Raw genomic sequence first — 25657 nt, forward strand, 5'->3', positions numbered from 1 at the left:
ATGCGCCGCCTGCTTGGCAGCTTCCTGATGTTTTCCGCCGCCTGCCCGCTTTGCGCGCAGGAGACGGCGCTGGGCGAAGTCACCGTGTCGGCGCGGGCCAGTGGTGACGAAGTCCGGCGCAACGCCTCGGCGTCCAAGCTGGTCTTCGAGCGCGACGAACTCGACAAGATGGACGCCGCAACGATTGCCGACCTGCTGCGCAAGCTGCCCGGCACCGGGGCGATTCCCGACCCGGACAGCCGGCGAGGGCGGGGCAAGGGACGCGACAAGCACATGCCGGAGATATTGGTGGACGGTCAGCCGCTGCCTGGTGGCGACCGCTCGCCGGGGGCCGCGCTGCGTCTGCCGGTCGAACTGATCGAACGCATCGAAATCATCCGCAACAGCACCGCCGAGTTCAAGGTCGGCGGGCCGGGCGGCGTCATCAATCTGGTCCTGCGCGACGTGCCGCCGCGCTCGGTGCGCAGCCTGCGTGCCGGTGTCGGGGTGCTCGACGGGGCGGCCATCGTCCGTGCCGAAGGCCAGTACGGTGAGCGTGATGACGAATTCGGCTACCTCTTTGGCGGTTCGTTGCAGTCGCATCCGCTGGCTGCTCGCCAGGATACCGAGATCCAGCGCTTCACCGGCGGTGCACGCAGCGAATGGACGCGTGAGGCAATCAGCGAGCTGGGTCGCGACGACAATCTGGCGTTGATGCCGCGCTTCACCTGGCAACTCGGCAGCGGCCAGCAATTCACGCTGAGTCCTTTCGTCAATCTGAGCGAAAACTGGCGTAACACCGAGATCAAGCGTGAAACTTACGCTGATCCGGTGGCCGGTACCGGTCTCGTCGCCGCGGGCCGTGATCGCGAGCGCGAACAGGGCCGGCGCGGCAGCGGTCGTCTGACCGGGGAATGGCGTCAGGCCAATGGCGCCGGCGGCGAGTGGACAGCGCGCGCCAGCCTCCAGGGCGAGTTTGAGCGCAAGGAAAAATCGGTCGCCAAGTACGATGCTGCCGGCGCCTCGCTCGGCCGTAGCGACGACGACACCCGCCGCAACGAACGCGAGCTCAGCTTGCAGCTCAAGGGCAAGCACTTGCTCGGCGATGCCCACTTGCTCACCGGTGCCGTCGAGTGGCGCGACAAACGCAGCACCGACACCCAGGAGAAGCGCAACAACGGCGTCCTGCAGGCGCCCGGCGCCGGCAGCCGGGCCGAGGTTGCCGACTGCAAGCGTGTGGTCTGGCTGCAGGACGAGTGGCAGGTCAGCGATGTGCATGTGCTGACCCCGGGGCTGCGCTGGCAGGCGCAGGCGACCTCGGTGGTCGACGGGCTGGGCGGCCGGGTGAGCAGCGATTACCGCTCGCTCGACCCGTCGCTACATGCGCTCTGGCAGGTGACGCCGGCCTGGAATCTGCGCGCCAGCCTGGCCCTCGACGGCAAGGCGCCGGGTGCGCGCGATCTCAGCCCTGTGGTGCGTACGGCCAACGGCATCAATTCCGCCGCCAACCCGCACAAGGGTGGCAATCCGGCGCTCAAGCCGGAGCAGAACCGCAGCGTCGAGGTCGGCAGCGAGTTCTTCCTGCCCGAGCGCGCCGGTTCGCTCGGTTTCTCGCTGTTCCGTCGCCAGGTTCGCGATCATGTGCAGAAACAGGTCCGGCTAGAAGGCGCCGACTACGTCGAGCGACCGTACAACGTCGGCGATGCGGTACTCGACGGCGGCCTGTTCGACTTCAAGTGGCGCCTCGATGCGCTCGACCTGCCGCAATTGACGCTGCGTGGCAATGCTTCGTATACGCGCACCCGGCTGAATGCTGGCGCCGGGGCCTACGAGGGGCCGCGCAAGAGCGCCAATTTCGGCTTCGACTACGAGCTCCCCGCCTGGTCGCTGACGCTAGGCGGCAACTACAGCTATGTTGGCGCGCTGGATCGCGACAGCAGCCTGAGCGTGCGCCAGCAGCAAGGTCCGCGCCGCCAACTCGACCTCAACGCGGTGTACCGCATCGACCGCCAGCTGGGATTGCGGCTGTCGGCGCAGAACCTGACCCGCGAGCGGCGCGCCGCCAGCGTCGAGGAGTACGACGCCGGCGGTGCACTCCGCCGCCGGGAAAGCGATAACGAACGCGGCATTGCCAGCGTTTTTCTGGCCATCGAAGCCAAGTGGTAACCCCAACCCAAGGAGCAATCATGGAACTCAATTTCAAGGCACGCGACTGGCACAACTGGACCTCGGCCATCCTGGCCGTGCCATTGGTCCTGGTCGGATTGACGGCCATCTTCCTGGCGCACAAGAAGGAACTGAAACTGAACGATCTCGACCTGACTGCTTATGTCGCCTGGCTGCCGGGTTACAGCGACATCTCGATGGCCAAGGACAACAAGGAAATCCGGAGCAGCCTGCACGACAGCGCGGGGCGGACGTGGATTGGTACGCAGGCCGGCTTGTACCGGCTTGAAGGCGAGCGGGTCGAGGTGGTCCGGGAAATCGGCGCCGAACCGGTGCGCGATCTGGTTCAGGCGCCGTGGGGTGTCGTCGCGGCGACCAAGTACGGCGTGTGGACGCTGCAGGGCGAGACCTGGCAGCAAAGCCACAAGGGCGATGCCTGGAATGCCAACCTGCAGCCCGATGGCGCGGTGGCAGTGACGATCAAGGACAAGGGTCTGCTGCTGTCGCGCGACGGCCGCAAGTGGGAAGCGGAGCACACGGCCAGCGAGCGTATTGCCGCCTTGCCGACCGAGGATCGGCTGGCCGAGAAGATCTCGCTCGGCAAACTGATGATCGATCTGCATACCGGCAAGGCCTTCTTCGGCAAGGCCTGGGAGTGGGTATGGATCGACCTGCTTGGCGCGGTCTGGGCCTTCCTCGGGTTTACCGGCATCTACCTGTGGTGGCGCAGCCAGACCAAGCGTCGCGATGCGGCCCGCAGCAAGCTGCCAAAGGAGACCGCTCATGGCTAAGCTGCTTGGTATCGGCCTGGCCGTGTTGATGCTCGTCGCGCTGCTCGTCATGCTGGCGGTGTTCGTGCATGGGCTTTACGCCCGGCGCCAGATGAACCGCTACAAACGGGTGGCTGAAAGCCTGCCCAAAGCCCCTCGTCCGGTGCGGGGGGCTCGCGATCAAGCCGACTAGTCGCTCGACCCGGGGGCGCCTCAGCGCGCCCCGTGCTTCTCGACGACCATGCCGTCCAGCGCGTCGATGACGCCGTCGCTGCCCTGTTCCACCTGCAGGAAGGCGCCGTGGAGCTTTTCCTGGACGGCGTAATCGGTTTCCCAGCCCTGGCCCATGAAATCCATGGCCAGGTGCATGTTCTGGTGCACCTGCTTGTGCGGTTCGGCAATGCGCCGGAAGCTCTGGACCTTGCCGAAGACGGCCAGGGTTTCCTCGTTGTTCAGCCACTTGCCGAGGCGGCAGTTCAGTTCGTTGACCGTCACCGCCTGGGCGTTTTCCGAGTCGCTGCCGCGGTTGACCGCCATGTAGCCGTTCTGCTTGTAGATGAAGTGGTCGATCTTGGCCAGCGAGGCGAAGCTGACGTCATGCACGTAGCGGATCTGTGCCAGGGCATTGGCCGACGAGCTGGCGACGTTGGCGAAACGGGCGTCGAAATCGCCGATGGTGGCGCAGGATTCGGAGGCGATGCCGCGCATTTCGTCGGCGTTGGCGACCATTTTCCCGGCATCCACCTGCAGCGTGTCCATGACGCTGGAGATCGATGCCGAGGCATTCTTCGAGTTTTCCGCCAGCTTGCGCACCTCGTCGGCGACGACGGCGAAGCCGCGGCCGTGCTCGCCGGCGCGGGCGGCTTCGATGGCGGCGTTGAGCGCCAGCAGGTTGGTCTGGTCGGCGATGGTGGCGATCAGGCTGACCGAGCGGGCGATTTCCTCGCGGTGGGCGTTGAATTCGGTGATCGCATGGCCGGTGTCCTCGATTTTCCCGACCAGGCGGTTCATTGCCTCGACCACCTCGGCAATCGCCGCGCTGCTTTCCTGGGCAGCGCTGGCGTTGTCGGTCGATAGCCGGGCCAGTTCGTCGGTGGCGGCGACGATGCCGAGCATGTCGCGCTGGCTGGTACGCATGTTCTTCAAGAGGTTCTCGGCATTCAACTGGCCGAGGCGGGAGAGCAGGTTGTTGCGCATCTCCTGGTGGTAGTTGCGCATCAGGATGGCCAGCGATTCGTTGCCCTGATCGACGGCCTGGCGGAAGACGCCATGCAGGCCGGCGCTGTCGATCTGGTCGGCAAAACGGTTCTCGCTGGCGGCCTGCAGGGCTTCGCGCTGTTTGGTGAAGCAGCTTTCCATCTGTTCCAGCATGGCATTGACGTTGTCGCAGACCACGCCGAGTTCATCCTTGCGCCGCAGGTCGGGGATACGCTGGCCGATGACGCCGCGCGAGATTTCGGTGGCGACGCGGGAAATGTGGTTCAGCGGGGTCAGCGCGACGCGCAGCTTGTGCAGGTAGAAGAAGCCGCTGCCCAGGCCGAAGGCCATCAGGCAGCTGAACCACAGCCAGTCCAGCGGCAGCCAGCCGTGCGTGGCCATGCCGATGATGCCGGCGATGAACAGCAGCGCGTTGAGAAAGACGACCTCAACGAAGGCGCTGCGGATGAAGGGAGAACGCTGCATGCTTGGAATTCCTGATAGCTGTGAAATCTTGGCCGAACAAGGGCCGGGCACATTGTCGCCGGCCCTTGTTACGGAAATGGGTCGCTGCTCCGGGTGGGTCAGAACTGCTTGACCTCGATGTTCAGCGTCTGGATGCGGTAGGCGATCTGGCGCGGCGTCATGCCGAGGATGCGGGCGGCCTTGGCCTGGACCCAGCCGGCCTGTTCCAGCGCGGCGATGACGCGTTCGCGTTCGGACAGCGAGGGATCGTTGATATCGACTTCGCTCGCCGGCGGCGGCATCTCGCCGCTTGGCACCGCCGTCTTCAGCGGTCGGGCCGAACTGCGTTCGCGGCTGCTCGGGAAGCGGATCAGGTCGACATCGATCAGCCCGTCTTCGGACAGCACGGCGGCGCGTTCCAGGCAGTTTTCCAGTTCGCGCACGTTGCCCGGCCAGTCGTGGCTGGCCAGCCGGCGCTGGGCCATGTCGCTGAGCGTCAGCTTGCGCTTCTGGTCGTTGCCGATCTTGGTCAGCAGGTGACGGGCGATTTCCGGGATATCCTCGATGCGTTCGCGCAGTGGCGGCAGGAACAGCGGCATGACGTTCAGGCGGTAGAACAAGTCCTCGCGGAAGTCGCCCATTTCGACGGCGGTTTCCAGATCGCGGTGGGTGGCGGCGATGATGCGCACATCGACCTTGATCGTCTTGCTGCCGCCGACGCGCTCGAACTCGCCTTCCTGCAGGATGCGCAGCAGCTTGGCCTGGAAGGCCGCCGACACTTCGCCGATTTCGTCGAGGAAGAGGGTGCCGCCGTTGGCCTGTTCGAAGCGGCCCTTGCGCGCTTCGACGGCACCGGTGAAGGCGCCGCGCTCATGGCCGAAGAGTTCGGATTCGAGCAGGTTTTCCGGTAGCGCGGCGCAGTTGAGCTTGACCAGCATGTTGCGCGCGCGCGGCGAGTTGTAATGGATGGCGTTGGCGATCAGTTCCTTGCCGGTGCCGGTTTCGCCGCGGATCAGCACGGTGGTGTTCCACTTGGCGACCATGCGTGCCTGTTCGAAGACCCGGCGCATCACCGCCGAGCGCCCGACCATGCTGTCGAAACCGTGCTGATGGCGGACGGTGCGGCGCAGCAGGTCGCGTTCCTCGAGCAGCGTCGATTTTTCCTGCTGGACTTCGAGCGACAGCTTCAGGCTCTGGCCGATCAGGTTGGCGACCATCTCGACGAACTGGGCACGTTCCTCGAGCAGGCCGTCTTCCGGGGCTTCCGGCTGGACCGCGAGGACGCCCTGGAGGTTGCCGCCGACCTTGATCGGTACGGCGATGAAGGGCAGTTCCGGTTCGTACAGGCCGACCCGGTTGAGGAAGCGCGGCTCGTCGGCGACGCGTTCCAGTTTGAAAGTGCGGGGTTTTTCCAGGATCAGGCCGATGATGCCTTCGCCGGGGCCGTATTGCGCGTTGTCGGCGGTCGGGCCGTCGGGGTTGTAGATGGTGTGGATGGCGAGCTTGCCGCTTTCGGCATCGACGACGCCGATCAGTCCGCGGCTCAGCCCGGCCTCGTCATGCAGCACGCGCAGCAGGTCGTGCAGGGTCTCGTTGAAGGCCAGCGAGCGGCTGAGTACCCGGCTGACCGCATAGAGCGCCGACAGCAGCAGGATGTTCAGTTCGTGCGTTCGACAGTAGCCGCCCGGGGGCGGGCATTCGTCGGCGGCGTGGTGGGTGTGGTGGTCGTGCATGCTGTGTTTCCTGCTCAGATCGGGTCGCCGTCGACGCGGAACTCGACGATGGCGGCACAGCCGCCGGCCGGGCTTTCGTCGAGATCGATGATGCCGCCGTGGTCGGCGACGACCTGCTGGGCTCGCGACAAGCCGGTGCCGATATGTTTGCCGCTGCCGTTCTTGGCCGTGAAGAAGGGCTCGAACGCCTTGTGCCGCCATTCCATCGGAATGCCCGGGCCGCTGTCGAGGACGGCGATGCGCAGGCAGTCGTCGACGACCTCGCTCCTGATCTGCAGCTCGCGACGCGGCCAGCCCTTGACGTTCATGGCTTCGATGGCGTTTTCGACGAGCGCCTTGAACAGCATGCGCAATTGCAGCGGCCGCCCGTTCAGCGGTGGCAGCACCGCCGAGGGTTGCCAGTCGACGGTGATGCCGGCGCTGAGCAGGCGGGGCGTGCACACTTCGAGCACGTCGCGCAGGATTTCGTTGAGATTGACGCGGATGACGATCTCCTGCGGACTTTGCGGGATCACCTGGCGCAGCGATTCGATGTGCTCGCGGCTGTTGTCGAGCGCGTGCCTGAGCATTTCGGCGCTGGCCGGGTCGCGGCGCTGGAGCACGGCGACTGCCGAGGCCATGACGTTGAGCGGTTCTTCCAGGCGGAACACCGCCGCCGACAGGCCTTCGCGGATCGCCGACGTGCGTTCCTCCTCGGCCAGCGAAGCTTTCAGCGCGGCGCCCTTGGCCCGCTCCTGCTCCTCGCGCAGGTTGGTGATGTCGGAAATGACCAGCAGCAGGCCGGGTTGGCCGGCGGCGCAGAAGTAGCTGTCGGCGCATTCGCTCTGCATGGCGATCACCGAGGCGCTGACCGACAGCCAGCGGGCGCGGCCGCCGGGACTGTCGAGACGCATCTCGCGGTTGCTGAACTCGCATTGCCCGGGATCGCTGGCCAGGGCTTCGTACCACTCCGGCGCCAGTGCGTCGAGCAGGCGGTGCGCCGGCTCCTTGACCCGCATGTCGGTCAGCAGTTTCTTGTAGGCGTGGTTGTCGAGGACCACGCGACCGGTCGGATCGAGCAGGGCAAAGGCCACCGGCGAGGCGTCGATCACCGATTCGATCAACTGTTTCTGGTTGAGTACCGTGCGCTCCAGTCGGTGCAGTTCGGTGATGTCCCGGTGCATCCCGAGGTAGTGGGTGATTTCGCCCTGGCTGTCGACAACGGGGGTGATCGACAGTTCGGCCAGATAGGTGCCGCCGCATTTGCGCTTGTTCAGCAGCTTGCCCGACCAGGGGCGGCGGGCCTTGAGCGAGGTCCACATGTCGGCGTACAGCGCCGGTGGCGTGGTGTGGTTGGAGAGCACGGATTCATTCAGGCCGATCACGTCCTCGGCGCTGTAGCCGGTGATCCGGCTGAAGCTGTCGTTGGCATAGAGGATGCGGGCCGACGGATCGGTGATCGAAATGGCCAGGTCGGCCTGATGGACTGCCTGGCGATAGACCTCGGGCGGCAGGATGTCTTTGAGGTCGTTCTGGGTCAGGGGCTGAGCCGACATGATCTAACTCCGGGAAGGGCCGGTAAGGGTCTGGATCGGCTAAAAGCAGATTCCATGCCGTCTTGTGAGGTTTGCTGCAAAAGCCCTGTTTGTCGTGATCCCGGCATGAATTCGACAATTTCCTGTTGGCTTTGCGACAAATTGTTTTGCCGGAAATGCACCAATTTGGTGTGTCGCCACCAAAAAAGGGGCTGAACGGGCATGGGAAGGAGAAAACCGGCGATGGCACGGCTTATGCAGTGAAGCCGGCGACGTCCAACCCGAGTCTTCCGTCCATGAGCGAAATCCTGTTACTGCTGCTCTCCACCGCGCTGGTCAACAATGTCGTGTTGATCAAATTCCTTGGTCTGTGCCCGGTCATGGGCGTCTCCAAAAGCGTCGATAGTGCCTTCGGCATGGGGTTGGCGACGACCTTCGTGCTGATGCTGGCCAGCGCCGCCTCGTGGATGCTCGACAACTGGCTGCTGCAGCCGCTCGGTCTGGGCTACCTGCGCATCCTGACCTTCATCCTGGTGATTGCGTCGGTCGTGCAATTCACCGAGATGTTCGTCAAGAAGACCAGTCCCGGGCTGTACCAGTCGCTCGGCATCTACCTGCCGCTGATCACCACCAACTGCGCCGTGCTCGGCGTCGCGCTGCTCAACGTCCAGCAGGAGTTCAGCCTGTTCAAGAGCCTGCTCTACGGGTTCGGGTCGGCGGTCGGCTTCACGTTGGTGCTGCTGATCTTCGCCGGCCTGCGCGAGCGCGTGGCGCTGGCTCGCGTGCCGGCGGCCTTCGCCGGGGCGCCCGTTGCCTTCATCACCATCAGCCTGCTCGCCCTGGCCTTCATGGGCTTCTCGGGCCTCAACGTCTAAGGGAGGACTGTCATGATCGCCGCCATCCTCAGCCTGACCGTGCTCGGTGCCATCCTCGGCATCGCGTTGGGCATCGCCAACAAGTTCCTCAAGGTCGAGGGCAATCCCATCATCGATGAACTGGTCGATCTGATGCCCGGTTCCAATTGCGGCCAGTGCGGTTATCCCGGTTGCGTCGGTGCCGCCGAGGCCATCGTCGCCGGAACTGCCCCGGCCACCTGCTGCCCGCCCGGCGGCAAGGCGCTGGTTTCGGCGATTGCCGCCAAGCTCGGCCTGACCGTCGATCTCTCGGCGCTCGGCGACGACGGTCCGAAAATCGCCACGGTTGCCGAGGAGTTGTGCATCGGCTGCTGCCGCTGCGCGCGGGTCTGCCCGACCGACGCCATCCTCGGTGGGCCGAAGCAGATCCACAACGTCTTCCGTGAGGCCTGCACCGGTTGCGAAGCCTGCATCGAAAAATGTCCGACCGAGGCGCTGGTCATGAAACCGGTGCCGGTCACCCTGCAACACTGGGTGATGCCCAAGCCCCGCCTGGCCTGAGAGTTCACATCATGGGATTCATGAATCTGTTCAAGCACTTCCTCGGCGACGACTGGGGCGTGCATCCCGACGACCGCAAACGTCCCGCCGCCGACCGGCCGCTGCGCGTGATGCCGGTGCCGGAAAAGCTCTACCTGCCGCTGCAGCAGCATCTCGGCGGGCCGGCGCGGCCGGTGGTGCTGGTTGGCCAGCAGGTGAAGAAGGGCGAATTGATTGCTGAAGCGCAGGGCATGATCTCGGCGCCGATCCATGCACCAACGTCGGGCACCATCGCGGCGGTGACCGACATCACGGCGCCGCATCCCTCGGGCCTGACCTTGTCGGCGATCATCCTGGCGGCCGACGGACGCGACGAATGGATCGATTGCCAGGGTTGTGCCGACCCGTTCGCCCTCGATCCCGCTGAGATCGGCAAGCGGGTGGCGGCAGCCGGCGTGGTCGGCCTGGGCGGCGCCGCCTTCCCGTCGGCGGTCAAGCTGACCGGTGCTGCCCGCTCCAAGGTCAAGACGCTGGTCATCAACGGCGGCGAATGCGAACCCTATCTCTCTTGCGACGACCGCCAGATGCGCGACCGGGCGGCTGACATCGTCGACGGTATCCGCATCATGCTGCACGCCACCGGTGCCCGCGAGGCGCTGGTCGGCATCGAGGACAACAAGCCGGAAGCCATCGCCGCCATGCAGGCTGCCGCTGCTGCGGTGGCCGAGGTGCACATTCGGCCGATTCCGGCGCGTTATCCGATGGGCTCGGAAAAACAACTGGTACAGGCGCTGACCGGCAAGGAAGTGGCTGCCGAGAGTCGCACCTTCGACATCGGCATTCTGGTTCATAACGTCGGTACGGCACTGGCCGTGCGTGCGGCGATTCGCGACGGCCGGCCGCTGATTTCGCGGGTGGTCACGGTCAATGGCAACTGCGCCAACGACCCGGGCAATATCGAGGTGCTGGTTGGCACCCTGGCCGAAGAAGTGATCGCCTTTGCCGGCGGCCTCAAGGGCGACGGCATCGGGTTGGCACGCCGGGTCATGGGCGGGCCGATGATGGGCATGCAGATTCCGCATTGGCGCGTGCCGGTGGTTAAGGGCACCAGCGGCATCCTGGCGTTCGACGCGCAGGAAGTCGCCGCCCAGGAGCCCGATCCCTGCATCCGCTGCGGCAGTTGCGTGAAAGCCTGTCCGATGGGCCTGCTGCCGCTGGAAATGAGCGCCCGCATCCGCAATTCGGCTTACGACGAGGCGGTCGGCATCGGCCTCAAGGACTGCATCGCCTGCGGCTGTTGCGCCTATGTCTGCCCGTCGAAGATCCCGCTGGTCCAGTATTTCGTTCATGCCAAGGGCGAACTGGCGGCGCAGGATCGCAACAAGCTGCGTAACGACGCGACCAAGAAGCTGGCCCAGCAACGCCAGGAACGCCTGGACCGCGAAGCGCGCGAGAAAGCCGAAGCCGCCGCCAAGCGCAAGGCCGAACGCGAAGCTGCCGCTGCCAAGCAGGCCAGCGAAACCGCCGGCGCCACCGAGGGAGAAAGCGCATGACCCCCGCCACCCTGACTGCCCAGACGGTCGCCTCGCCACATGCCCATGGCGGCAATTCGGTCAGCCGGACCATGTTCCGCGTGCAACTGGCCTTGCTGCCGGCGACCCTTTACGGTTTCTGGCTGTACGGCTGGCCGGCCTTCTTCCTGTGGGCGCTGACCATCCTCTCCTGCGTCGCCTTCGAGGCCCTGTCGCTGAAGCTGATGGGTACGCCACGCGTCAAGGCGACACTGTTCGACGGCTCGGCCGTGCTCACCGGCTGGCTGCTGGCGATGACCCTGCCGCCCTGGGCGCCGTGGTGGGTGGCGGTAGTCGGCGGTTTCATCGCCATCGTCATCGGCAAGCAGGTATTCGGCGGGCTCGGTCAGAACGTGTTCAACCCGGCCATGGTGGCGCGGGTGGCGCTGCTGGTGTCCTTCCCGTTGCCGCTGACTTTGTGGGTTGTGCCCTTGCCGATGAGCACGCTGCCAACGCCCGATTTCGTCAGCAGCCTGCGCATCTTCCTTACCAGCCTGCCGGTGCCGGACGCGATGACCAGCGCCACCCTGCTCGGTCACGCCAAGACCGAACTGGCCCGCGGCATCGAGCTGGCGACAGCGCTGCACGCCGGCCCCGACCTGTCGTGGATCGGCATGCGCGCCGGCAGTTTCGGCGAATCGGCGGCGGTGCTGATCCTGTGCGGTGGCCTCTACCTGCTGATCACCCGCGTCATCACCTGGCATGCACCGCTGGCCGTACTCGCCGGCGTCGCCATCCCGGCGGCGATCGCTCATGCCGTCGAACCGGGCCGTTTCCTGTCGGCCGAGGCGCACCTGCTGTCCGGCGCGCTGATGCTCGGCGCCTTCTTCATCGCCACCGATTACGTGACCTCGCCAAACACAACCACTGGCCAGATCGTCTTCGGCCTGGGCATCGGCCTGCTCACCTGGGTGATCCGCAGTTTCGGCGGCTACCCGGAAGGCGTGGCCTTCGCCGTGTTGCTGATGAATGCCATGACGCCGGTCATCGACCGCTTCTGCAAGCCGCGCATCCTCGGCCGCGACCGTAAAGGCAAGCCGCTCGACATTCCGGAGAACGCCTGATGAACCTCGATACCCTGCGCGACAAACTCGGCTACCAGCCGCTGTTGCTCGGCATTGTCGCCCTGCTCGCCAGCGGTGCGCTGGCGGTGGTGTCCGACGCCACGGCGCCGGCCATTGCGGCGGCCGAAGCCAAGGATCTGCGCGATTCGCTGTCCGACGTGCTGCCGGCCGGTCTGGCCGACAACGATTTTCTCAAGGATACGGTCGAGGTCGACCGCAATGGCAAGACGGTGACCATCTATCGTGCCCGCCAGGGCGAGGCACTCAAGGCGGTGCTGTTCAAGGTGGCCGAGCGCGGCTATTCCGGCGAAATCCAGGTGCTGATGGCGGTTGACATGGATGGCCGCACGCTCGGTGTGCGTGTTCTCAAGCACACGGAAACGCCAGGTTTGGGCGACAAGATCGAGATCAAGAAGGATAACTGGGTGCTGAGTTTCAACGACAAGTCGCTGCTTGATCCAACGCCGGAGCGTTGGGGCGTGAAGAAGGATAACGGCGTCTTCGACCAGTTTGCTGGCGCCACCATCACGCCGCGCGCCGTGGTCAAGGCGGTCAAGGGCGGTTTGGAGTTCTTCACTGCCCACAAGGCGGAAATCACCGGTCAGGCGGCCTAGGAGATAACGATGAGCGACATCCAGTACGGCAGGATCATCAAGGACGGGCTGTGGGAACAGAACGTCGTTTTCGCGCAGATGCTGGCGTTGTGCCCGTTGATGGCGGTGACCACCAGCGGCACCAACGGTCTGGGCATGGGGCTGGCCAGTACGGCGGTGCTGGTCAGTGCCAACGTGCTGGTGTCGCTGATCCGCAAGGTGGTCAGCGCCCAGGTGCGAATTCCGGTTTTCATCGTGCTGATCGCCACCTTGGTCACCGTCGTCGATCTGGCGATGAACGCCTGGTTGCACGAACTGTACAAGGTGCTCGGTCTGTTCATCGCGCTGATTGTTGCCAATTGCGCCATTCTCGGCCGTTCAGAGGCTTTTGCTGCACGCAATGGCGTGCTCGCCAGCGCGGTTGATGGGCTGGCCATGGGCATGGGGTTCACCGGGGCGCTGACCGTGGTCGGGCTGGTACGCGAGTTCCTCGGTGCTGGCACCCTGTTTGCCCAGGCTTCGCAACTGCTTGGGCCAGCTTTTTCCTTTCTCGAAGTGCAGGTGCCTGGCTATGGCGGTGCCCTGCTGATGATCCTGCCGCCCGGTGGATTCGCCGCGCTGGCTTTCCTGCTTGCCGGCAAGCGCATCATCGACCGCAAGCTGGCGGAACGTGAAGCCGCCAGCGCTGAACCGGCTGCCGCCTGAGGAGTACAGACATGCAGATTGGCGTCGCCTATTCCGAACCCGGCCAGCAGGTCTGGCTGAACATCGAAGTCCCGGACAGCGCTACGGTGCAGGAAGCCATCGAGCGCTCCGGCATTCTCAAACAGTTTCCGCATATCGACCTGGCCGCGCAGAAAGTCGGCGTCTTCGGCAAACTGGCCAAGCTCGACGCTGCCTTGCGTCCCGGCGACCGCGTCGAAATCTACCGGGCCATCATCTGCGACCCGGCGACGGTGCCGCGCAAGGACAGCGACGAAGACGAATAGGATTGTCGTTTTTGCGACATTGGAATACCGGTTTATGCACCGTATTTGTGCGTAAATAATTGATTGTATTGAAATATTTCTGTCCTATAATGCGCGGCCTTGTCCCTGGGAGATGCCCGTGCATACGACGAATTATTCCGCCGCCGACGCCATGACCGCGCTTGGTGCCAATCATGGTTACTGTCTGGATGGCGACTTCGTCCATCTCAACGCCGATGTCAGCCTGGCCGAAGCCGATCTGGCCGATGGCACCCACTGGGCCCTGCAATTGTGGGCCAGCCCCGGCGGTTTCGACGGGCTGGCGCTGAACGGCGTCAAGGTTGCCGAGCTGGCCTTGCAGCCGACCCCGGGTAATTTCAACGTGGCTGCCTGCGTGACGGTTTTGCCGCCGGCCGGTTGTGCCGCCCAGGTCATGGCCATGGCCCTGGTCGGGCAGCGAGTGGACGGCAGTCTCCAGGTCCGCGATTTGTCGGTCTATGCGACGCCGCAGACCTTCTTCCAGCCTTTCCTGCTCGGCGACGTGAGCTGTCAGGTGGCCGACGGCGTGGCGGAAATCGCCATCGAACGCATCGCCAGTCCGCGCGCGCCGGATAACCTCAGCGGCACGCTGGCCCTCGAAGTCTGGGCGCTGGATGCGCCCTATCAAGGCGGCGCCTGGCAGGGCCAGCCGGTGGCCAGCGTGGTGCTCGGCCAGCTGTCCGGTGGCAGTGCCTGGGCCGATTGTCAGTACAGCGTGCCGGCGGTGAACGCCAGCGGCGCGCTGACCGTGATGTTGCGCGAATGGACGCCGGCGGGTTACCTGACGCGTGATTACCGCAATCTGGCGGCGGCAGTGATCGCCGAGCCGGTAGTGGCGGCGGTGAGTGAGCCGGTCAGCGGCGACCTCAAGGCAGCGGTCAAGCCGGTTGCCAAGGCGGGCAAGAGCGCGAGCAAGAAAGCCAGCGCCAGCAAGCCTGCAGAAAAGACCGGCCCGGTCAGCGTCAATACCGCCAGCGCGGCCGAACTGGCTGCCGTCAAGGGGATTTCCAAGACGGTTGCCGAAGCCATCGTCGCCGCCCGGCCTTATGCCAAGCTCGATGACTTGCTGCGGGCCAAGGGCGTTGGCGCCAAGCTGCTGGAAAAGGTCGGCAAGTTGTTGAAGATTTGAGTTTTTTCGCAGGCTTGTCGCAAAGGCGACAAGCCTGCTATTGAAAATTCTCAAATAAAACAAGGTGCTGCCCGGTGGCACCCATTTTGCTGAGTGTTAGCCAGTCATCTGGAGAACGCGCATGAAAGCCAGCGAAATCCAGGCCCTGCTCGACGAGCCGGCCTGCAGCCATAACACCAAGGAAAAGTCCGGTTGTTCGAAGCCGAAGCCGGGCGCCACGGCCGGCGGCTGCTCCTTCGACGGCGCGCAGATCGCGCTGCTGCCAATCGCCGACGTCGCCCACATCGTCCATGGGCCGATCGCCTGCGCCGGTTCCTCCTGGGATAACCGCGGTACGCGCTCTTCTGGCGTCACCCTGTACAAGATCGGCATGACCACCGACCTGTCGGAAACCGACGTGGTCATGGGGCGTGGCGAAAAGCGCCTGTTCCATGCGATCAAGCAGGCGGTCGACAGCTACGCGCCGAAGGCCGTCTTCGTCTACAACACCTGCGTCACCGCGCTTATCGGTGACGACGTCGAAGCCGTCTGCAAGGCCGCCAGCGAACGCGTTGGCATCCCGGTGGTGCCGGTCGATGCCGCCGGTTTCTACGGCACCAAGAACCTCGGCAACCGCCTGGCCGGCGAGGCCATGTTCAAATACGTCATCGGCACCGCCGAGCCGGCACCGGCCAAGCCGCGTGCTGACGGCCTGCCGACTTACGACGTCAACCTGATCGGCGAATACAACATCGCCGGCGAGTTCTGGCACGTTGCCCCATTGTTCGACGAACTCGGCCTGCGCATCCTGTGCACGCTGTCCGGCGACGCCCGCTTCCATGAAGTGCAGACCATGCACCGGGCCAAGGTGAACATGGTCGTCTGCGCCAAGGCCCTGCTCAACGTTGCCCGCAAAATGCAGGAAACCTACGGCCAGCCCTTCTTCGAAGGCAGTTTCTACGGCGTTCAGGACGTTTCCAATGCGCTGCGCGATTTCGCCCGGCTGATCGGCGACCCCGACCTGATCGCCCGCACCGAGGCGGTCATCGCCCGCGAGGAAGCCAAGGCCCACGCCGCGCTCGAACCCTGGCGCGCCCGCCTCAAGGACAAGCGCGTCCTGCTCTACACCGGCGGCGTCAAGTCGTGGTCCATCGTTTCGGCGCTGCAGGATCTGGGCATGAAGGTCGTCGCCACCGGCACCAAGAAATCGACCGAGGAAGACAAGGCGCGCATCCGCGAACTGATGGGTGAGGACACCAAGATGATCGACGACGGCAGCCCCAAGGCCCTGTTGTCGACTTATCACGAGTACCGGGCCGACATCCTGATCGCCGGCGGGCGCAATTTGTACACCGCGCTCAAGGCGCGCATTCCCTTCCTCGACATCAACCAGGAACGCGAATTCGGCTACGCCGGCTACGCCGGCATGAGCGAACTCGCCCGGCAACTGGCGCTGTCGATGGAAAGCCCGGTGTGGTCCGCGGTCAGGAAGCCGGCGCCGTGGGCGCAGGGCGTGTCGGGGGCCGTGCTGACGGCTTGAGCATCTGCTCTCGGCGTACATCGGGTGATGTAACGGGGTTTGGGTTCTAGCGCACACACACAGCCGATACAATACGGCCTCGCTCCCGGCCCCCTCTTCACGAAAAGACCGGACCCTTTCCTCCGGCAATGAAGCGTGCATGAACCCCGACACCCTCCTGGTCTTTTCTCTGCTCGCCGCCTGCATCGTCGCCTTCGTCATGAACAAGCCACGCATGGACGCGGTGGCGATCATGGCGCTGCTCGCGCTGGTGCTTTCCGGTACGCTCACCTCCGCCGAGGCGCTGGCCGGCTTCAGTGAGCCGAGCGTCATCCTGATCGCGGCCTTCTTCGTCATTGGCGAGGCGCTGGTCCGCACCGGCATCGCCTACCGCGTCGGCGACTGGCTGCTGACGCGGGCCGGGAGCAGCGAAACGCGGCTGCTCGTGCTGCTCATGCTGGCCGTCGCCGGCCTGGGTTCGGTCATGAGTTCGACCGGTGTCGTCGCCCTGTTCATTCCGGTGGCCCTGAGCATTGCCCGGCGCATCGACGTTTCGCCAGCCAGGCTGATGATGCCGCTCGCCTTTGCCGGACTCATCAGCGGCATGCTGACGCTGGTCGGCACACCGCCGAACATGGTGGTCAACAGCGAACTCGCGCGCGCGGGTCATGCCGGCTTTGCCTTTTTCGACTTTACGCCGGCCGGCCTCGTCGTCCTGATGCTCGGCCTCGGCTACATGACGCTCGCCCGGCGCTGGCTTTCCCGCGGCGAGGCGCAACACGGCACCCCGGGCAAGGGGCGCCGCCGCCTGAGCGATCTGGCTGCCGAATACGCACTGACCGGACGGCCGCGGCGCCTGCGCATCCTGCCCGACTCGCCGCTGATCGGCAGCACGCTCGGCGACATGCAGCTACGCAAGCGTTACGGCGCCAACGTCATTGCCATCGAGCGGGAGCGCCAGTTCGGCAACGACATGCTGAGCACCTCGGCCAGCCGCGAGTTGCTGGAAGGCGACATCCTGCTTGTCGACTTCGTCCGCCCCGAACTCGATCTCGACCGCTTCCGCGGCGAAATGAAGCTGCAAACCCTGTCGTTCAAGGGCAAGCATTTCTTTGAAGGTTCGCGCGAACTCGGCCTGGCCGAAGTCACCCTGCCGCCGGGCTCCGGGATGATCGGCCGGTCGATCCTCGATCTGCGGATGCGTTCGCAGCGCGGCATCAACGTCATGGGACTGCGGCGCGACGGGCGCGCCATCACCAGCGAAGTGCTGCAGGAAAAGCTGCGCATGGGCGACACCCTGCTCATCGCCGGCACCTGGAAGGCGATCCGCCTGCTGCACCGGGAGGCGAAAGACTTCCTCGTTCTCACGCTACCCGCCGAAATCGATGAAGCGGCACCGGCGGCGCGGCGCGCCCCGCTCGCGCTGTTCAGCCTGGTCGTCACCGTCGGGCTGATGATCAGCGGCATTGTCCCGAACGTGATCGCCGCATTGATCGGCTGCCTGCTGATGGGCGCCTTCCGCTGCATCGACATGGACAGCGCCTACCGCGCCATCCACTGGCAGAGCCTGATCCTCATCGTCGGCATGCTGCCCTTCGCGCTGGCGCTGCAAAAAACCGGCGGCATCGACCTGATCGTCTCCAGTCTGCTCTCGGTCACCGGCGACGCCTCGCCGCGCCGGGTCATGGCGGCGCTCTTCGTGCTCACGGCGGTCACCGGGCTGTTCATCTCGAACACCGCCACCGCCGTGCTGATGGCGCCAATTGGCATCGGCCTTGCCCAGCAGATCGGGGTTTCGCCTTACCCCTTCGCCATGACCGTCGCGCTGGCTGCCTCGGCGGCCTTCATGACCCCGGTGTCGTCGCCGGTCAATACCCTGGTGGTTGGCCCCGGTCGCTACCGCTTCACCGATTTCGTGCGCGTTGGCGTGCCCTTCACGCTGATCGTGCTGCTCGTGTGCGTTGTCCTTCTCCCGCTACTGTTTCCGTTCAACTGACGCGGGTGGGATAACAGTGAGCCGGTGTGGTGATTGTCGGGTTTGCGACACACTCAATAAATTATAAATAACTGTTTTGTAAGTTATTTTTTCTTGGCGCGCTCATTGCTTAGGGGTGGGTAATCTCTGAGGAGCGTTGCCCACATGGCCGAAATCATCCAATCCAAGAAAGCGCTGGCGGTGAATCCGTTGAAGGTCAGCCAGCCGATCGGTGCGTCGCTGGTTTTCCTCGGGCTGAATCGCAGTCTGCCGCTGATGCACGGTTCGCAGGGGTGTACCGCCTTTGGCAAGGTCTTCTTCGTGCGCCATTTCCGCGAGCCGATTCCGCTGCAGACGACGGCGATGGATCAGGTGTCGTCGATCATGGGCGCCGACGAGAACGTGGTCGAGGCCCTGCGCACGCTGTCCGAGAAGAGCAAGCCGGACATCATCGGCCTGGTCACGACCGGGCTGTCGGAGACGCAGGGGACCGACATCCTGCGCACGGTCAAGGAGTTCCGCGCCGCGCATCCCGAGTATGACGGGGTGGCGGTGGTGCCGGTCAATACGCCGGATTTCCTCGGTTGCCTGGAGAGCGGTTACGCGCTGGCGGTCGAGGCGCTGATCCAGACGCTGGTACCGGAGAGCGCCTGCGCCGGCAAGCGGCCGAAGCAGGTCAATGTGCTGGCGTCGGCGATGCTGACGCCGGGCGATATCGAGGCGATCAAGGACTGGGTCGAGGCTTTCGGCCTGCGCCCGGTGGTGGTGCCGGACATCGGCGATTCGCTCGACGGTCACCTGGTCGAGGCCGAGTATTCGGCGCTGACCATCGGCGGCACGCCGCGTACCGAAATCGAGGCCATGGGCGAGTCGCTGGCCACGCTGGTGATCGGGCCGTCGCTGAGCAAGGCGGCGGACATCCTCAAGGAACGCACCGGCGTGCCCGATTTCCGCTTCGCCGGCCTGATGGGCCTGGACGATTGCGATGCCTTCACCCAGACGCTTTCCGAAATCTCCGGCCGGCCGGTGCCGGAAAAGATCGAACGCCATCGCGCGCAATTGCAGGACGCGATGGTCGACAGCCACTTCATGCTCGGTTTCGCCCGCATCGCGCTGGCCGCCGATCCCGACCTGCTCGGCATGCAGGTGCGTTTCCTGAGCGGCATGGGCGCCGACATCGTCGCCGCCGTCAGCCCGCATCGGCATGAAAGCCTGGCCGGCCTGAGCGTCGACCAGGTCATCGTCGGTGACCTGGAAGACATGGAAAAGGCGGCGCGAGCCGGCGGCGCGCAGCTGGTCATGGCCAATTCGCATGCCGCCGACACGGCCAGCCGCCTGGGCTTGCCGCTGCTACGCGCCGGTTTTCCGCAGTACGACACGGTGGGCGGTTATGCCCGCACCTGGGTGGGCTACCGCGGTACGCGGCAGGCCCTTTTCGATATCGCCAATCTGATGCTGGGACAACATCATGAACTCGAACCCTATCGCTCAATCTACTGGACCGACGACCGTGATGGCGTCGGACAACGCCATGTCGTCACGTCGACTGCAGCTGGTCTGGTCCATTAAGCAGGCGCCGGAAGCCGTGCTCCGCATCGCCTTCGCCTCGACCGACCGGACTCGGGTCAATCAGCATTTCGGCGCCGCCGAGGGCTTTGCCATCTATGAGGTGACCCCGGACAAGGCGACGCTGGTCGGTGTCGGCGAGTTCCCGGAAGAGGCGATGGACGGCAACGAGGACAAGCTGGCGGCCAAGGTCGATTTCCTGGCCGGCTGCGCGGCGGTCTATGTCATGGCCATCGGCGCGTCGGCGATCAAGAAACTGATGGCCGCCGGCATCCAGCCGATCCGCGTCGGCGAGGTCGACGCCATCGACGAATTGCTGCTGGAACTCTCCGGCGCCATGCGCGACGGCGGCGTGGCCTGGGTTGACCGGGCGATCGCCGCGCAGACCAAGGCGGCGGCGACTGATCGCTTCGCGGCGATGGAAGACGAAGGGTGGCAGGGATGAGCGCCGGCATGATCGAACACCGCGGCATCGTCCAGCGGATCGAGGACGGCCGTGCCATCGTCGTCATGGAGACCAGCGGCTGTTCGGCCTGCGGTCACGGCAGCAGTTGCGGCATCGGCAAGATCGCCGCCGGGCGTCCGGCGACGGTCCTGACCCTGCCGGCCAGTCCCGGCATTGCCGCGGGTGACATGGTCTGCGTGGCCTTGCCGGAAAGCCGGCTGAGCCTGTCGGCGCTGCTCGGCTACCTGTTTCCGGCCTTCGCCATGCTGTTCGGCGCCTGGCTCGGCGCCGCGCTCGACGGCAGCGACGGCGCCACGGCGCTGGGCGCCATCGTCGGCTTCGTTGCCGCGCTGATCATCGCCCGCGTCGCCGTCGGCCTGCTTCCCGGCCTGATGCCGGCGCCGCAACTGCTGCCGCTGCGCGCCACCCCACAAGTTTCCCAACAGGAGTTCCACCATGAGCACTGATCCGATTTTCGAAACCGATTTCGTCAAGGAAATGGCGCGCCAGATGCGTGCCCTCGATACCTACGGCACCTACGCCGGCTGGACCGTCGAGAAGATTCTCGACCCCTACGTCCTGACCAAGGAACGCAAGGCCCAGATCCCGCTGGTCGGCGATCCGGACGAGGAGACCATTGCCCGCGTCAAGGCCTTCTACAACGCCATCGCCGTGCTCATCGAGAAGGAATGCAAGCTGCTGGCTGTGCCGCTGATCCACCTGACCCACGAAGGCTTCGGCCGGGCGCTGATCACTGTCGGCAAGTTGGTCGCCGTCGACAAGACGCTGCGCGACGTGCATCGCTTCGGCTTTGCCAGCCTGTCCAAGATGAAGGACGAGGCCGACAAGATCCTCGGCATCGCCCTCGAACGCATCGGTCAGCATCCGGCTGTCGCCGGCCTGTAAGGAGACGGCGATGAGCGACGAAGAACTCGCTGCCCTCGACAAGGAAGTGAAGAAGCTCAAGCGCATCGCTTCCGAATGGGCTTCGCAGTTGCACGATCTGGTCGAGGACCGTCTGCCGGCCGGCTATCACGAGATTCCCGGCATCTCGCAGTCGACCTACGACGCCTGCCAGGCCTGGGCCGAAGCCAACGCCCGCCTGAGCGCGGCACAGAAAGCGCGGGCCGCGTGAGCGGTGCCGTGCCTGCCGAACTCGTTGCCAGCGTTTGTACGGCGCTGCGCAACGAGGTTGCCAAGCTGGGATTGTCGATCGGCGACGAGCCGGGGCCGGCTGCCTTGGTGTTCACCGAAGTGGTCGATCCCTACTCGCAGGAAGTCAGTCTCAGCGGCTGCTGGCAAGGCCAGCGCGCCGGCACGCTGACGGTGTTTCCCGACGGCCGGGTATTTGCCGAATACCAGGTGCTGCTGCCGCATCCGCAGGACGCGCAGCGCTATGTCGAAGCCGTCCAGGTCTGGGGGCGGCCGCCCGCACTTCGCGGCGAGGCCGTTTTCGGGGAGTTTGCCGCATCATGAACCAGCATCCGCGCCTGATCCTGCTGCACAAGCAATCGACCAGCGGCCGTGTCCGTTTTCTCTGCCTGCCGTCCGGGATCGTCGCCTTTGCGCCATTTCCCGAGCAAGCGGCGCTGCACGACGCCGATTATTCGCCGACCGTGCTCAATCAACCGACGGCGATCATCCGCCAGGCCGAACTCCAGCTCGGCCTGCCCGAAGGCGCGGTCGACGTCGAGGCCGAATTCCAGGCCTGGGTCGATACCCCGGCCGGCGATGTGCCGGTGCTGCTTGCCTACTTCACCACCATCGATCCGCCCTTCGAGGCGGCCGAGCGGATCGGCGGGCGCTTCATCGCGATCACCGAGTCGCGTGCCCTGTCCGAGCTCGAACGCGCACTGTTGCGGCGTGCTTACGAACATGTGTTGGGCTGATTGTCGCAAACCCGACAAAACGCTGCGCAGCAACAATTCAATGAATTCATGAGCTTGCAATGATCCCTCGGGATGGCACAGCGCTTGCAAAGTAGTTGCCATCAACCCCTGGGAGAATCGCCATGATCAATCTGACCCCCGCCGCCGTAAAAGCAGTACAACGTTTCATCCGCGGTTCCGAAACGCCGGTCGCCGGCCTGCGCCTGATGATCTCGGGCGGCGGCTGCTCCGGCCTGCAGTACGGCATGAAGCTCGAAGCCGAGAAGGCCGAGGATGACTGGGAGCTGGAAGTCGACGGCGTCAAGCTGCTGGTCGATCCGATGACCATGCCGATGATCGACAACGTCACCGTCGATTTCGTCGATACGCTGACCCACACCGGTTTCAAGTTCGACAACCCGAACGCCAGCGCGCAGTGTTCCTGCGGCTCGTCGTTCTCGGTCTGAGGGCGGAATCATGTGGGAATACTCTGACAAGGTCCGCGAACACTTCTTCAACCCGCGCAACTCCGGTCCGCTGGAAGACGCCAACGGCATCGGCGATGTCGGCTCGATCCAGTGCGGCGACGCGCTGCGCCTGATGCTCAAGGTCAATCCGGAAACGGAAGTGATCGAAGACGCGCATTTCCAGACCTTTGGCTGCGGTTCGGCCATCGCCTCGTCGTCGGCGCTGACCGAAATGATCAAGGGGCTGACGCTGGACGAGGCGCTCAAGGTCTCGAACCAGGACATCGCCGACTTCCTCGACGGCCTGCCGCCGGAAAAGATGCACTGCTCGGTGATGGGCCGCGAGGCGCTGCAGGCTGCCGTCGCCAACTACCGCGGCGAGGAATGGTCCGACGACCACGAGGAAGGCGCGCTGATCTGCAAGTGCTTCGCCATCGACGCGGTGATGATCGAGGATGTGGTCACCGCCAACAACCTCAACACGGTCGAGGAAGTCACCTTCTACACCAAGGCCGGTGGCGGTTGCGCCGCCTGCCATGAAGGCATCGAGGAAATCCTGGCCAAGGTCAAGGCCTCGCGTGCCGGTCCCGGCGAAACCTCGCCGCCGCCCGCCTGCCTGGCCACCCCGGAAGCCCCGAAGCCGCCGAGCAAGAAGCTGTCGATCGTCGAGAAGATCAAGAAGATCGAGGAAGTGCTCGAATCGGTCCGCCCGATGCTCCAGCGCGACCACGGCGATGTCGAGCTGGCCGACGTCCAGGGCAAGAAGATCTACGTGCACCTCAAGGGCGCCTGCTCCGGTTGCATGATGGAAGCGGCCACCCTCGGCGGCATCCAGCAGAAGATGATCGAAGCCCTGGGTGAGCTGGTCCAGGTGCTGCCTTCGTCGCACATGCCGGTCGAAGCCTGAGAACGCCCAACCCCCACAGAGAAACCGAAAAAAGGACAGCGCCATGGAACCGATCTACCTGGACAATAACGCCACCACGCGCTGCGAGCCGGCCGTGGTCGAAGCGATGCTGCCGTTCTTCACCGAGCACTTCGGCAACGCCTCGTCGATTCACGCCTTCGGCAGCGAAGTCGGCAAGGCGCTGAAGAAGGCCCGTGCCCAGGTGCAGGCGCTGCTCGGCGCCGAGCACGACTCGGAAATCATCTTCACCTCCTGCGGCACCGAATCCGATTCGACCGCCATCCTGTCGGCGCTCAAGGCCCAGCCGGAACGCAACACGGTGATCACCACCACCGTCGAGCATCCGGCCATCCTGACCCTGTGCGAATGGCTGGAGAAGGAAGGCTACATCGTCCACAAGCTCAAGGTGGACAAGAAAGGCCGCATCGACATCGACGAATACAAGTCGCTGCTGCACGACCGCGTGGCGGTGGTTTCGGTGATGTGGGCCAACAACGAGACCGGCACGCTGTTCCCGGTCGAGGAAATGGCTGCGCTGGCTTCGGCCAAGGGCATCATGTTCCACACCGACGCCGTCCAGGCGGTCGGCAAGGTGCCCATCGATCTGAAGAACACCAAGATCGACATGCTGTCGCTGTCCGGCCACAAGCTGCACGCGCCGAAGGGCATCGGCGTCCTTTACCTGCGTCGCGGCTGCCGCTTCCGCCCGCTGCTGCGCGGCGGTCACCAGGAACGCGGCCGGCGCGCCGGCACCGAGAACTCGGCATCCATCGTCGGCCTCGGCATGGCCTGCGAACTGGCCATGCAGAATATGGAAAAGGAAAACACCGAAGTCCGTCGCCTGCGCGACAAGCTGGAAAAGGGCATCCTCAGCCAGGTCACCCACTGCTTCCCGACCGGCGACCCGGGCAACCGCCTGCCCAACACCAGCAACATCGCCTTCGAATACGTCGAAGGCGAAGCCATCCTGCTGCTGCTCAACAAGATGGGCATCGCCTGCAGCTCGGGCTCGGCCTGTACCTCAGGCTCGCTCGAACCCTCGCACGTGATGCGCGCGATGGGCATTCCCTACACCGCCGCCCACGGCACGATCCGTTTCTCGCTGTCGGTGCATAACACCGAAGCCGAAATCGACCGAGTCATCGAAGCGGTTCCCCCGATCATTGCGCAATTGCGCAAATTGTCGCCGTACTGGCGCGACGGCGGCCCGGTCTCGGCCGAGCAAGCCTTCGCCCCGACCTACGCCTGACCCAGTTTTCGCATCAGTCTCTCTCTGTAGTAACTTCACCGCCCCGGAAGTGATTCCGGGGCGTTTTTTTGTGCCCCGGAAAGCAAAAACCCGGTCTGCGAAAACCGCAGACCGGGTCGGCAATTCCCTGGGCGCTCAGCGCCTCAGACGCAGGCGCCGTCGTCGGTGACGCCTTCGGCGGCGGCCTTCTTCGGTTTGACGAACTGCTCGCGCGAGACGCCCAGCCACATGACCAGCGGGCTGGCGACCAGTACCGACGAGTAGATGCCGAACAGGATGCCGATGGTCAGTGCCAGCGAGAAGTAGTACAGGGTTTCACCGCCGAAGATCAGCATCGACAGGACCATGACCTGGGTAGAACCGTGGGTGATGATCGTCCGGCTGATGGTGCTGGTGATGGCGCGGTCGAGCACCTGCGGCGTGGTCATGCCGCGGACCTTCTTGAAGGTTTCGCGGACGCGGTCGAAGACGACCACCGACTCGTTGACCGAGTAGCCGAGCACGGCCAGTACGGCGGCCAGCACCGACAGCGAGAATTCCCACTGGAAGGCGGCGAAGAAGCCGAGGATGATGATCACGTCGTGCATGTTGGCGATGATCGCCGACAGCGCGAAACGCCATTCGAAGCGGAAGGCGAGGTAGATCATGATGCCGATGATCACCACCAGCAGCGCCAGGGCGCCGTTTTCGGCGAGTTCGCGGCCGACCTGCGGGCCGACGTATTCGACGCGCTGCAGGCTGGCACCGGGGGCATCCAGGTTCAGCGCCTGCATTACCCGGTCGCCCTGCAGGGCGCTGTCGGCGGCGTCGCGCAGCGGCAGGCGGATCATGACGTCCTGCGAGGAACCGAAGTTCTGCACCGTGTAGTCGTTGAAGCCGTTCTTGCCCAGGGCGCCGCGAATCTTCTCGAGGTCCGCAGCCTGCTGGTATTTGACTTCGATCAGCGTGCCGCCGGTGAATTCGACCGACAGGTGCAGTCCCTTGGTGGCCAGGAAGAAGACGGCCAGGGCGAAGGTCACCAGCGAGATGACGTTGAACGCCAGCGCGTGGCGCATGAAGGGGATGTCCTTCTTGATACGGAAGAATTCCATGTCCGTGTT

At 64.8% G+C, this 25657-nt stretch carries 27 protein-coding genes; 23 read left to right on the forward strand and 4 right to left on the reverse strand.

The annotated features are described in order from the left end of the window. From Q0799_RS12280 to Q0799_RS12290, 3 genes are read left to right on the forward strand one after another with little or no spacing between them, the layout of a single operon-like run. Positions 1–2145 (forward strand): TonB-dependent receptor, encoded by a 2145-nt coding sequence (locus Q0799_RS12280; protein WP_298398733.1) that lies wholly within the window; start codon positions 1–3, stop codon positions 2143–2145. A gap of 20 nt (positions 2146–2165) precedes the next feature. Continuing rightward, a complete protein-coding gene (locus Q0799_RS12285; protein WP_298398735.1) occupies positions 2166–2936 on the forward strand; it encodes a hypothetical protein in 771 nt (256 codons plus the stop codon). After that, positions 2929–3108, forward strand: a complete 180-nt coding sequence (locus tag Q0799_RS12290; RefSeq protein WP_298398737.1) for a hypothetical protein — start codon at positions 2929–2931, stop codon at positions 3106–3108. The genes Q0799_RS12285 and Q0799_RS12290 overlap by 8 nt, the downstream gene beginning before the upstream one ends. 20 nt (positions 3109–3128) lie before the next feature. Here the strand turns inward: Q0799_RS12290 and Q0799_RS12295 are convergent, their stop codons facing one another. The 3 genes from Q0799_RS12295 to nifL all read right to left on the reverse strand — a co-directional run bounded on the left by Q0799_RS12295 (position 3129) and on the right by nifL (position 7845). After that, complete coding sequence (locus tag Q0799_RS12295; RefSeq protein ID WP_298398739.1) at positions 3129–4598, reverse strand: methyl-accepting chemotaxis protein; 1470 nt, start codon at positions 4596–4598, stop codon at positions 3129–3131. Between the two features lie 98 nt (positions 4599–4696). Further along, positions 4697–6310 carry a nif-specific transcriptional activator NifA gene (gene nifA / locus Q0799_RS12300; RefSeq protein ID WP_298398742.1) on the reverse strand — a complete coding sequence of 538 codons (1614 nt, stop codon included), beginning with the start codon at positions 6308–6310 and terminating at the stop codon, positions 4697–4699. A gap of 14 nt (positions 6311–6324) precedes the next feature. Beyond that, a complete protein-coding gene (nifL, locus tag Q0799_RS12305) occupies positions 6325–7845 on the reverse strand; it encodes a nitrogen fixation negative regulator NifL (RefSeq protein ID WP_298398743.1) in 1521 nt (506 codons plus the stop codon). A gap of 275 nt (positions 7846–8120) precedes the next feature. Here nifL and rsxA point away from each other — a divergent pair, with 275 nt between their 5' ends. The 20 genes from rsxA (at position 8121) to nifS (ending at position 24557) form a co-directional block, all read left to right on the forward strand. Then, a complete protein-coding gene (gene rsxA, locus Q0799_RS12310; protein ID WP_298398745.1) occupies positions 8121–8699 on the forward strand; it encodes an electron transport complex subunit RsxA in 579 nt (192 codons plus the stop codon). 12 nt (positions 8700–8711) lie between these two features. Beyond that, entirely contained in the window at positions 8712–9239 is a 528-nt protein-coding gene (locus Q0799_RS12315) for an RnfABCDGE type electron transport complex subunit B (protein ID WP_298398747.1), read from the forward strand. An 11-nt stretch (positions 9240–9250) separates the two neighbouring features. After that, entirely contained in the window at positions 9251–10771 is a 1521-nt protein-coding gene (rsxC, locus tag Q0799_RS12320) for an electron transport complex subunit RsxC (protein WP_298398749.1), read from the forward strand. After that, complete coding sequence (locus Q0799_RS12325) at positions 10768–11853, forward strand: RnfABCDGE type electron transport complex subunit D (RefSeq protein WP_298398751.1); 1086 nt, start codon at positions 10768–10770, stop codon at positions 11851–11853. Before rsxC ends, Q0799_RS12325 begins: the two co-directional genes overlap by 4 nt. Then, on the forward strand, positions 11853–12467 hold the full coding sequence (rsxG, locus tag Q0799_RS12330) for an electron transport complex subunit RsxG (RefSeq protein ID WP_298398753.1): 615 nt from the start codon (positions 11853–11855) through the stop codon (positions 12465–12467). The genes Q0799_RS12325 and rsxG overlap by 1 nt, the downstream gene beginning before the upstream one ends. A 9-nt stretch (positions 12468–12476) precedes the next feature. Continuing rightward, a complete protein-coding gene (locus tag Q0799_RS12335; protein ID WP_298398755.1) occupies positions 12477–13151 on the forward strand; it encodes an electron transport complex subunit E in 675 nt (224 codons plus the stop codon). An 11-nt stretch (positions 13152–13162) separates the two neighbouring features. Then, the gene (locus Q0799_RS12340) at positions 13163–13435 is read left to right on the forward strand and encodes an RnfH family protein (RefSeq protein ID WP_028996116.1); all 273 of its coding nucleotides are present in this window, start codon (positions 13163–13165) and stop codon (positions 13433–13435) included. A 118-nt stretch (positions 13436–13553) separates the two neighbouring features. Further along, a complete protein-coding gene (locus Q0799_RS12345; RefSeq protein WP_298398758.1) occupies positions 13554–14582 on the forward strand; it encodes a helix-hairpin-helix domain-containing protein in 1029 nt (342 codons plus the stop codon). Positions 14583–14703: 121 nt separating this feature from the next. Beyond that, positions 14704–16101 carry a nitrogenase iron-molybdenum cofactor biosynthesis protein NifE gene (gene nifE / locus Q0799_RS12350; RefSeq protein WP_298398761.1) on the forward strand — a complete coding sequence of 466 codons (1398 nt, stop codon included), beginning with the start codon at positions 14704–14706 and terminating at the stop codon, positions 16099–16101. 139 nt (positions 16102–16240) lie between these two features. Then, complete coding sequence (locus Q0799_RS12355; RefSeq protein ID WP_298398763.1) at positions 16241–18076, forward strand: SLC13 family permease; 1836 nt, start codon at positions 16241–16243, stop codon at positions 18074–18076. 144 nt (positions 18077–18220) lie between these two features. Then, entirely contained in the window at positions 18221–19624 is a 1404-nt protein-coding gene (gene nifN / locus Q0799_RS12360; RefSeq protein ID WP_298398765.1) for a nitrogenase iron-molybdenum cofactor biosynthesis protein NifN, read from the forward strand. Further along, entirely contained in the window at positions 19587–20066 is a 480-nt protein-coding gene (locus Q0799_RS12365) for a NifB/NifX family molybdenum-iron cluster-binding protein (protein WP_298398767.1), read from the forward strand. The genes nifN and Q0799_RS12365 overlap by 38 nt, the downstream gene beginning before the upstream one ends. A gap of 8 nt (positions 20067–20074) precedes the next feature. Further along, positions 20075–20533: a SoxR reducing system RseC family protein gene (locus Q0799_RS12370; protein ID WP_298398769.1), complete on the forward strand. Its 459-nt coding sequence runs from the start codon at positions 20075–20077 to the stop codon at positions 20531–20533. Continuing rightward, entirely contained in the window at positions 20523–20972 is a 450-nt protein-coding gene (locus tag Q0799_RS12375; RefSeq protein WP_298398771.1) for a NifX-associated nitrogen fixation protein, read from the forward strand. Before Q0799_RS12370 ends, Q0799_RS12375 begins: the two co-directional genes overlap by 11 nt. A gap of 10 nt (positions 20973–20982) precedes the next feature. Beyond that, a complete protein-coding gene (locus tag Q0799_RS12380) occupies positions 20983–21201 on the forward strand; it encodes a CCE_0567 family metalloprotein (RefSeq protein WP_298398773.1) in 219 nt (72 codons plus the stop codon). 8 nt (positions 21202–21209) lie between these two features. After that, positions 21210–21542 carry a hypothetical protein gene (locus Q0799_RS12385; protein ID WP_298398775.1) on the forward strand — a complete coding sequence of 111 codons (333 nt, stop codon included), beginning with the start codon at positions 21210–21212 and terminating at the stop codon, positions 21540–21542. Next, positions 21539–21955: a hypothetical protein gene (locus tag Q0799_RS12390; protein ID WP_298398777.1), complete on the forward strand. Its 417-nt coding sequence runs from the start codon at positions 21539–21541 to the stop codon at positions 21953–21955. Before Q0799_RS12385 ends, Q0799_RS12390 begins: the two co-directional genes overlap by 4 nt. A 122-nt stretch (positions 21956–22077) precedes the next feature. After that, a complete protein-coding gene (locus Q0799_RS12395) occupies positions 22078–22401 on the forward strand; it encodes an iron-sulfur cluster assembly accessory protein (protein WP_298398779.1) in 324 nt (107 codons plus the stop codon). A 10-nt stretch (positions 22402–22411) separates the two neighbouring features. Further along, entirely contained in the window at positions 22412–23308 is an 897-nt protein-coding gene (gene nifU / locus Q0799_RS12400) for a Fe-S cluster assembly protein NifU (protein WP_298398781.1), read from the forward strand. A gap of 43 nt (positions 23309–23351) precedes the next feature. Next, the gene (gene nifS, locus Q0799_RS12405; RefSeq protein ID WP_298398783.1) at positions 23352–24557 is read left to right on the forward strand and encodes a cysteine desulfurase NifS; all 1206 of its coding nucleotides are present in this window, start codon (positions 23352–23354) and stop codon (positions 24555–24557) included. Between the two features lie 143 nt (positions 24558–24700). Here the strand turns inward: nifS and secF are convergent, their stop codons facing one another. Continuing rightward, on the reverse strand, positions 24701–25648 hold the full coding sequence (gene secF / locus Q0799_RS12410) for a protein translocase subunit SecF (protein ID WP_298398785.1): 948 nt from the start codon (positions 25646–25648) through the stop codon (positions 24701–24703). Positions 25649–25657 lie beyond the last annotated feature (9 nt).

The organism is uncultured Azonexus sp., from assembly GCF_937982035.1.
GTDB lineage: Bacteria > Pseudomonadota > Gammaproteobacteria > Burkholderiales > Rhodocyclaceae > Azonexus.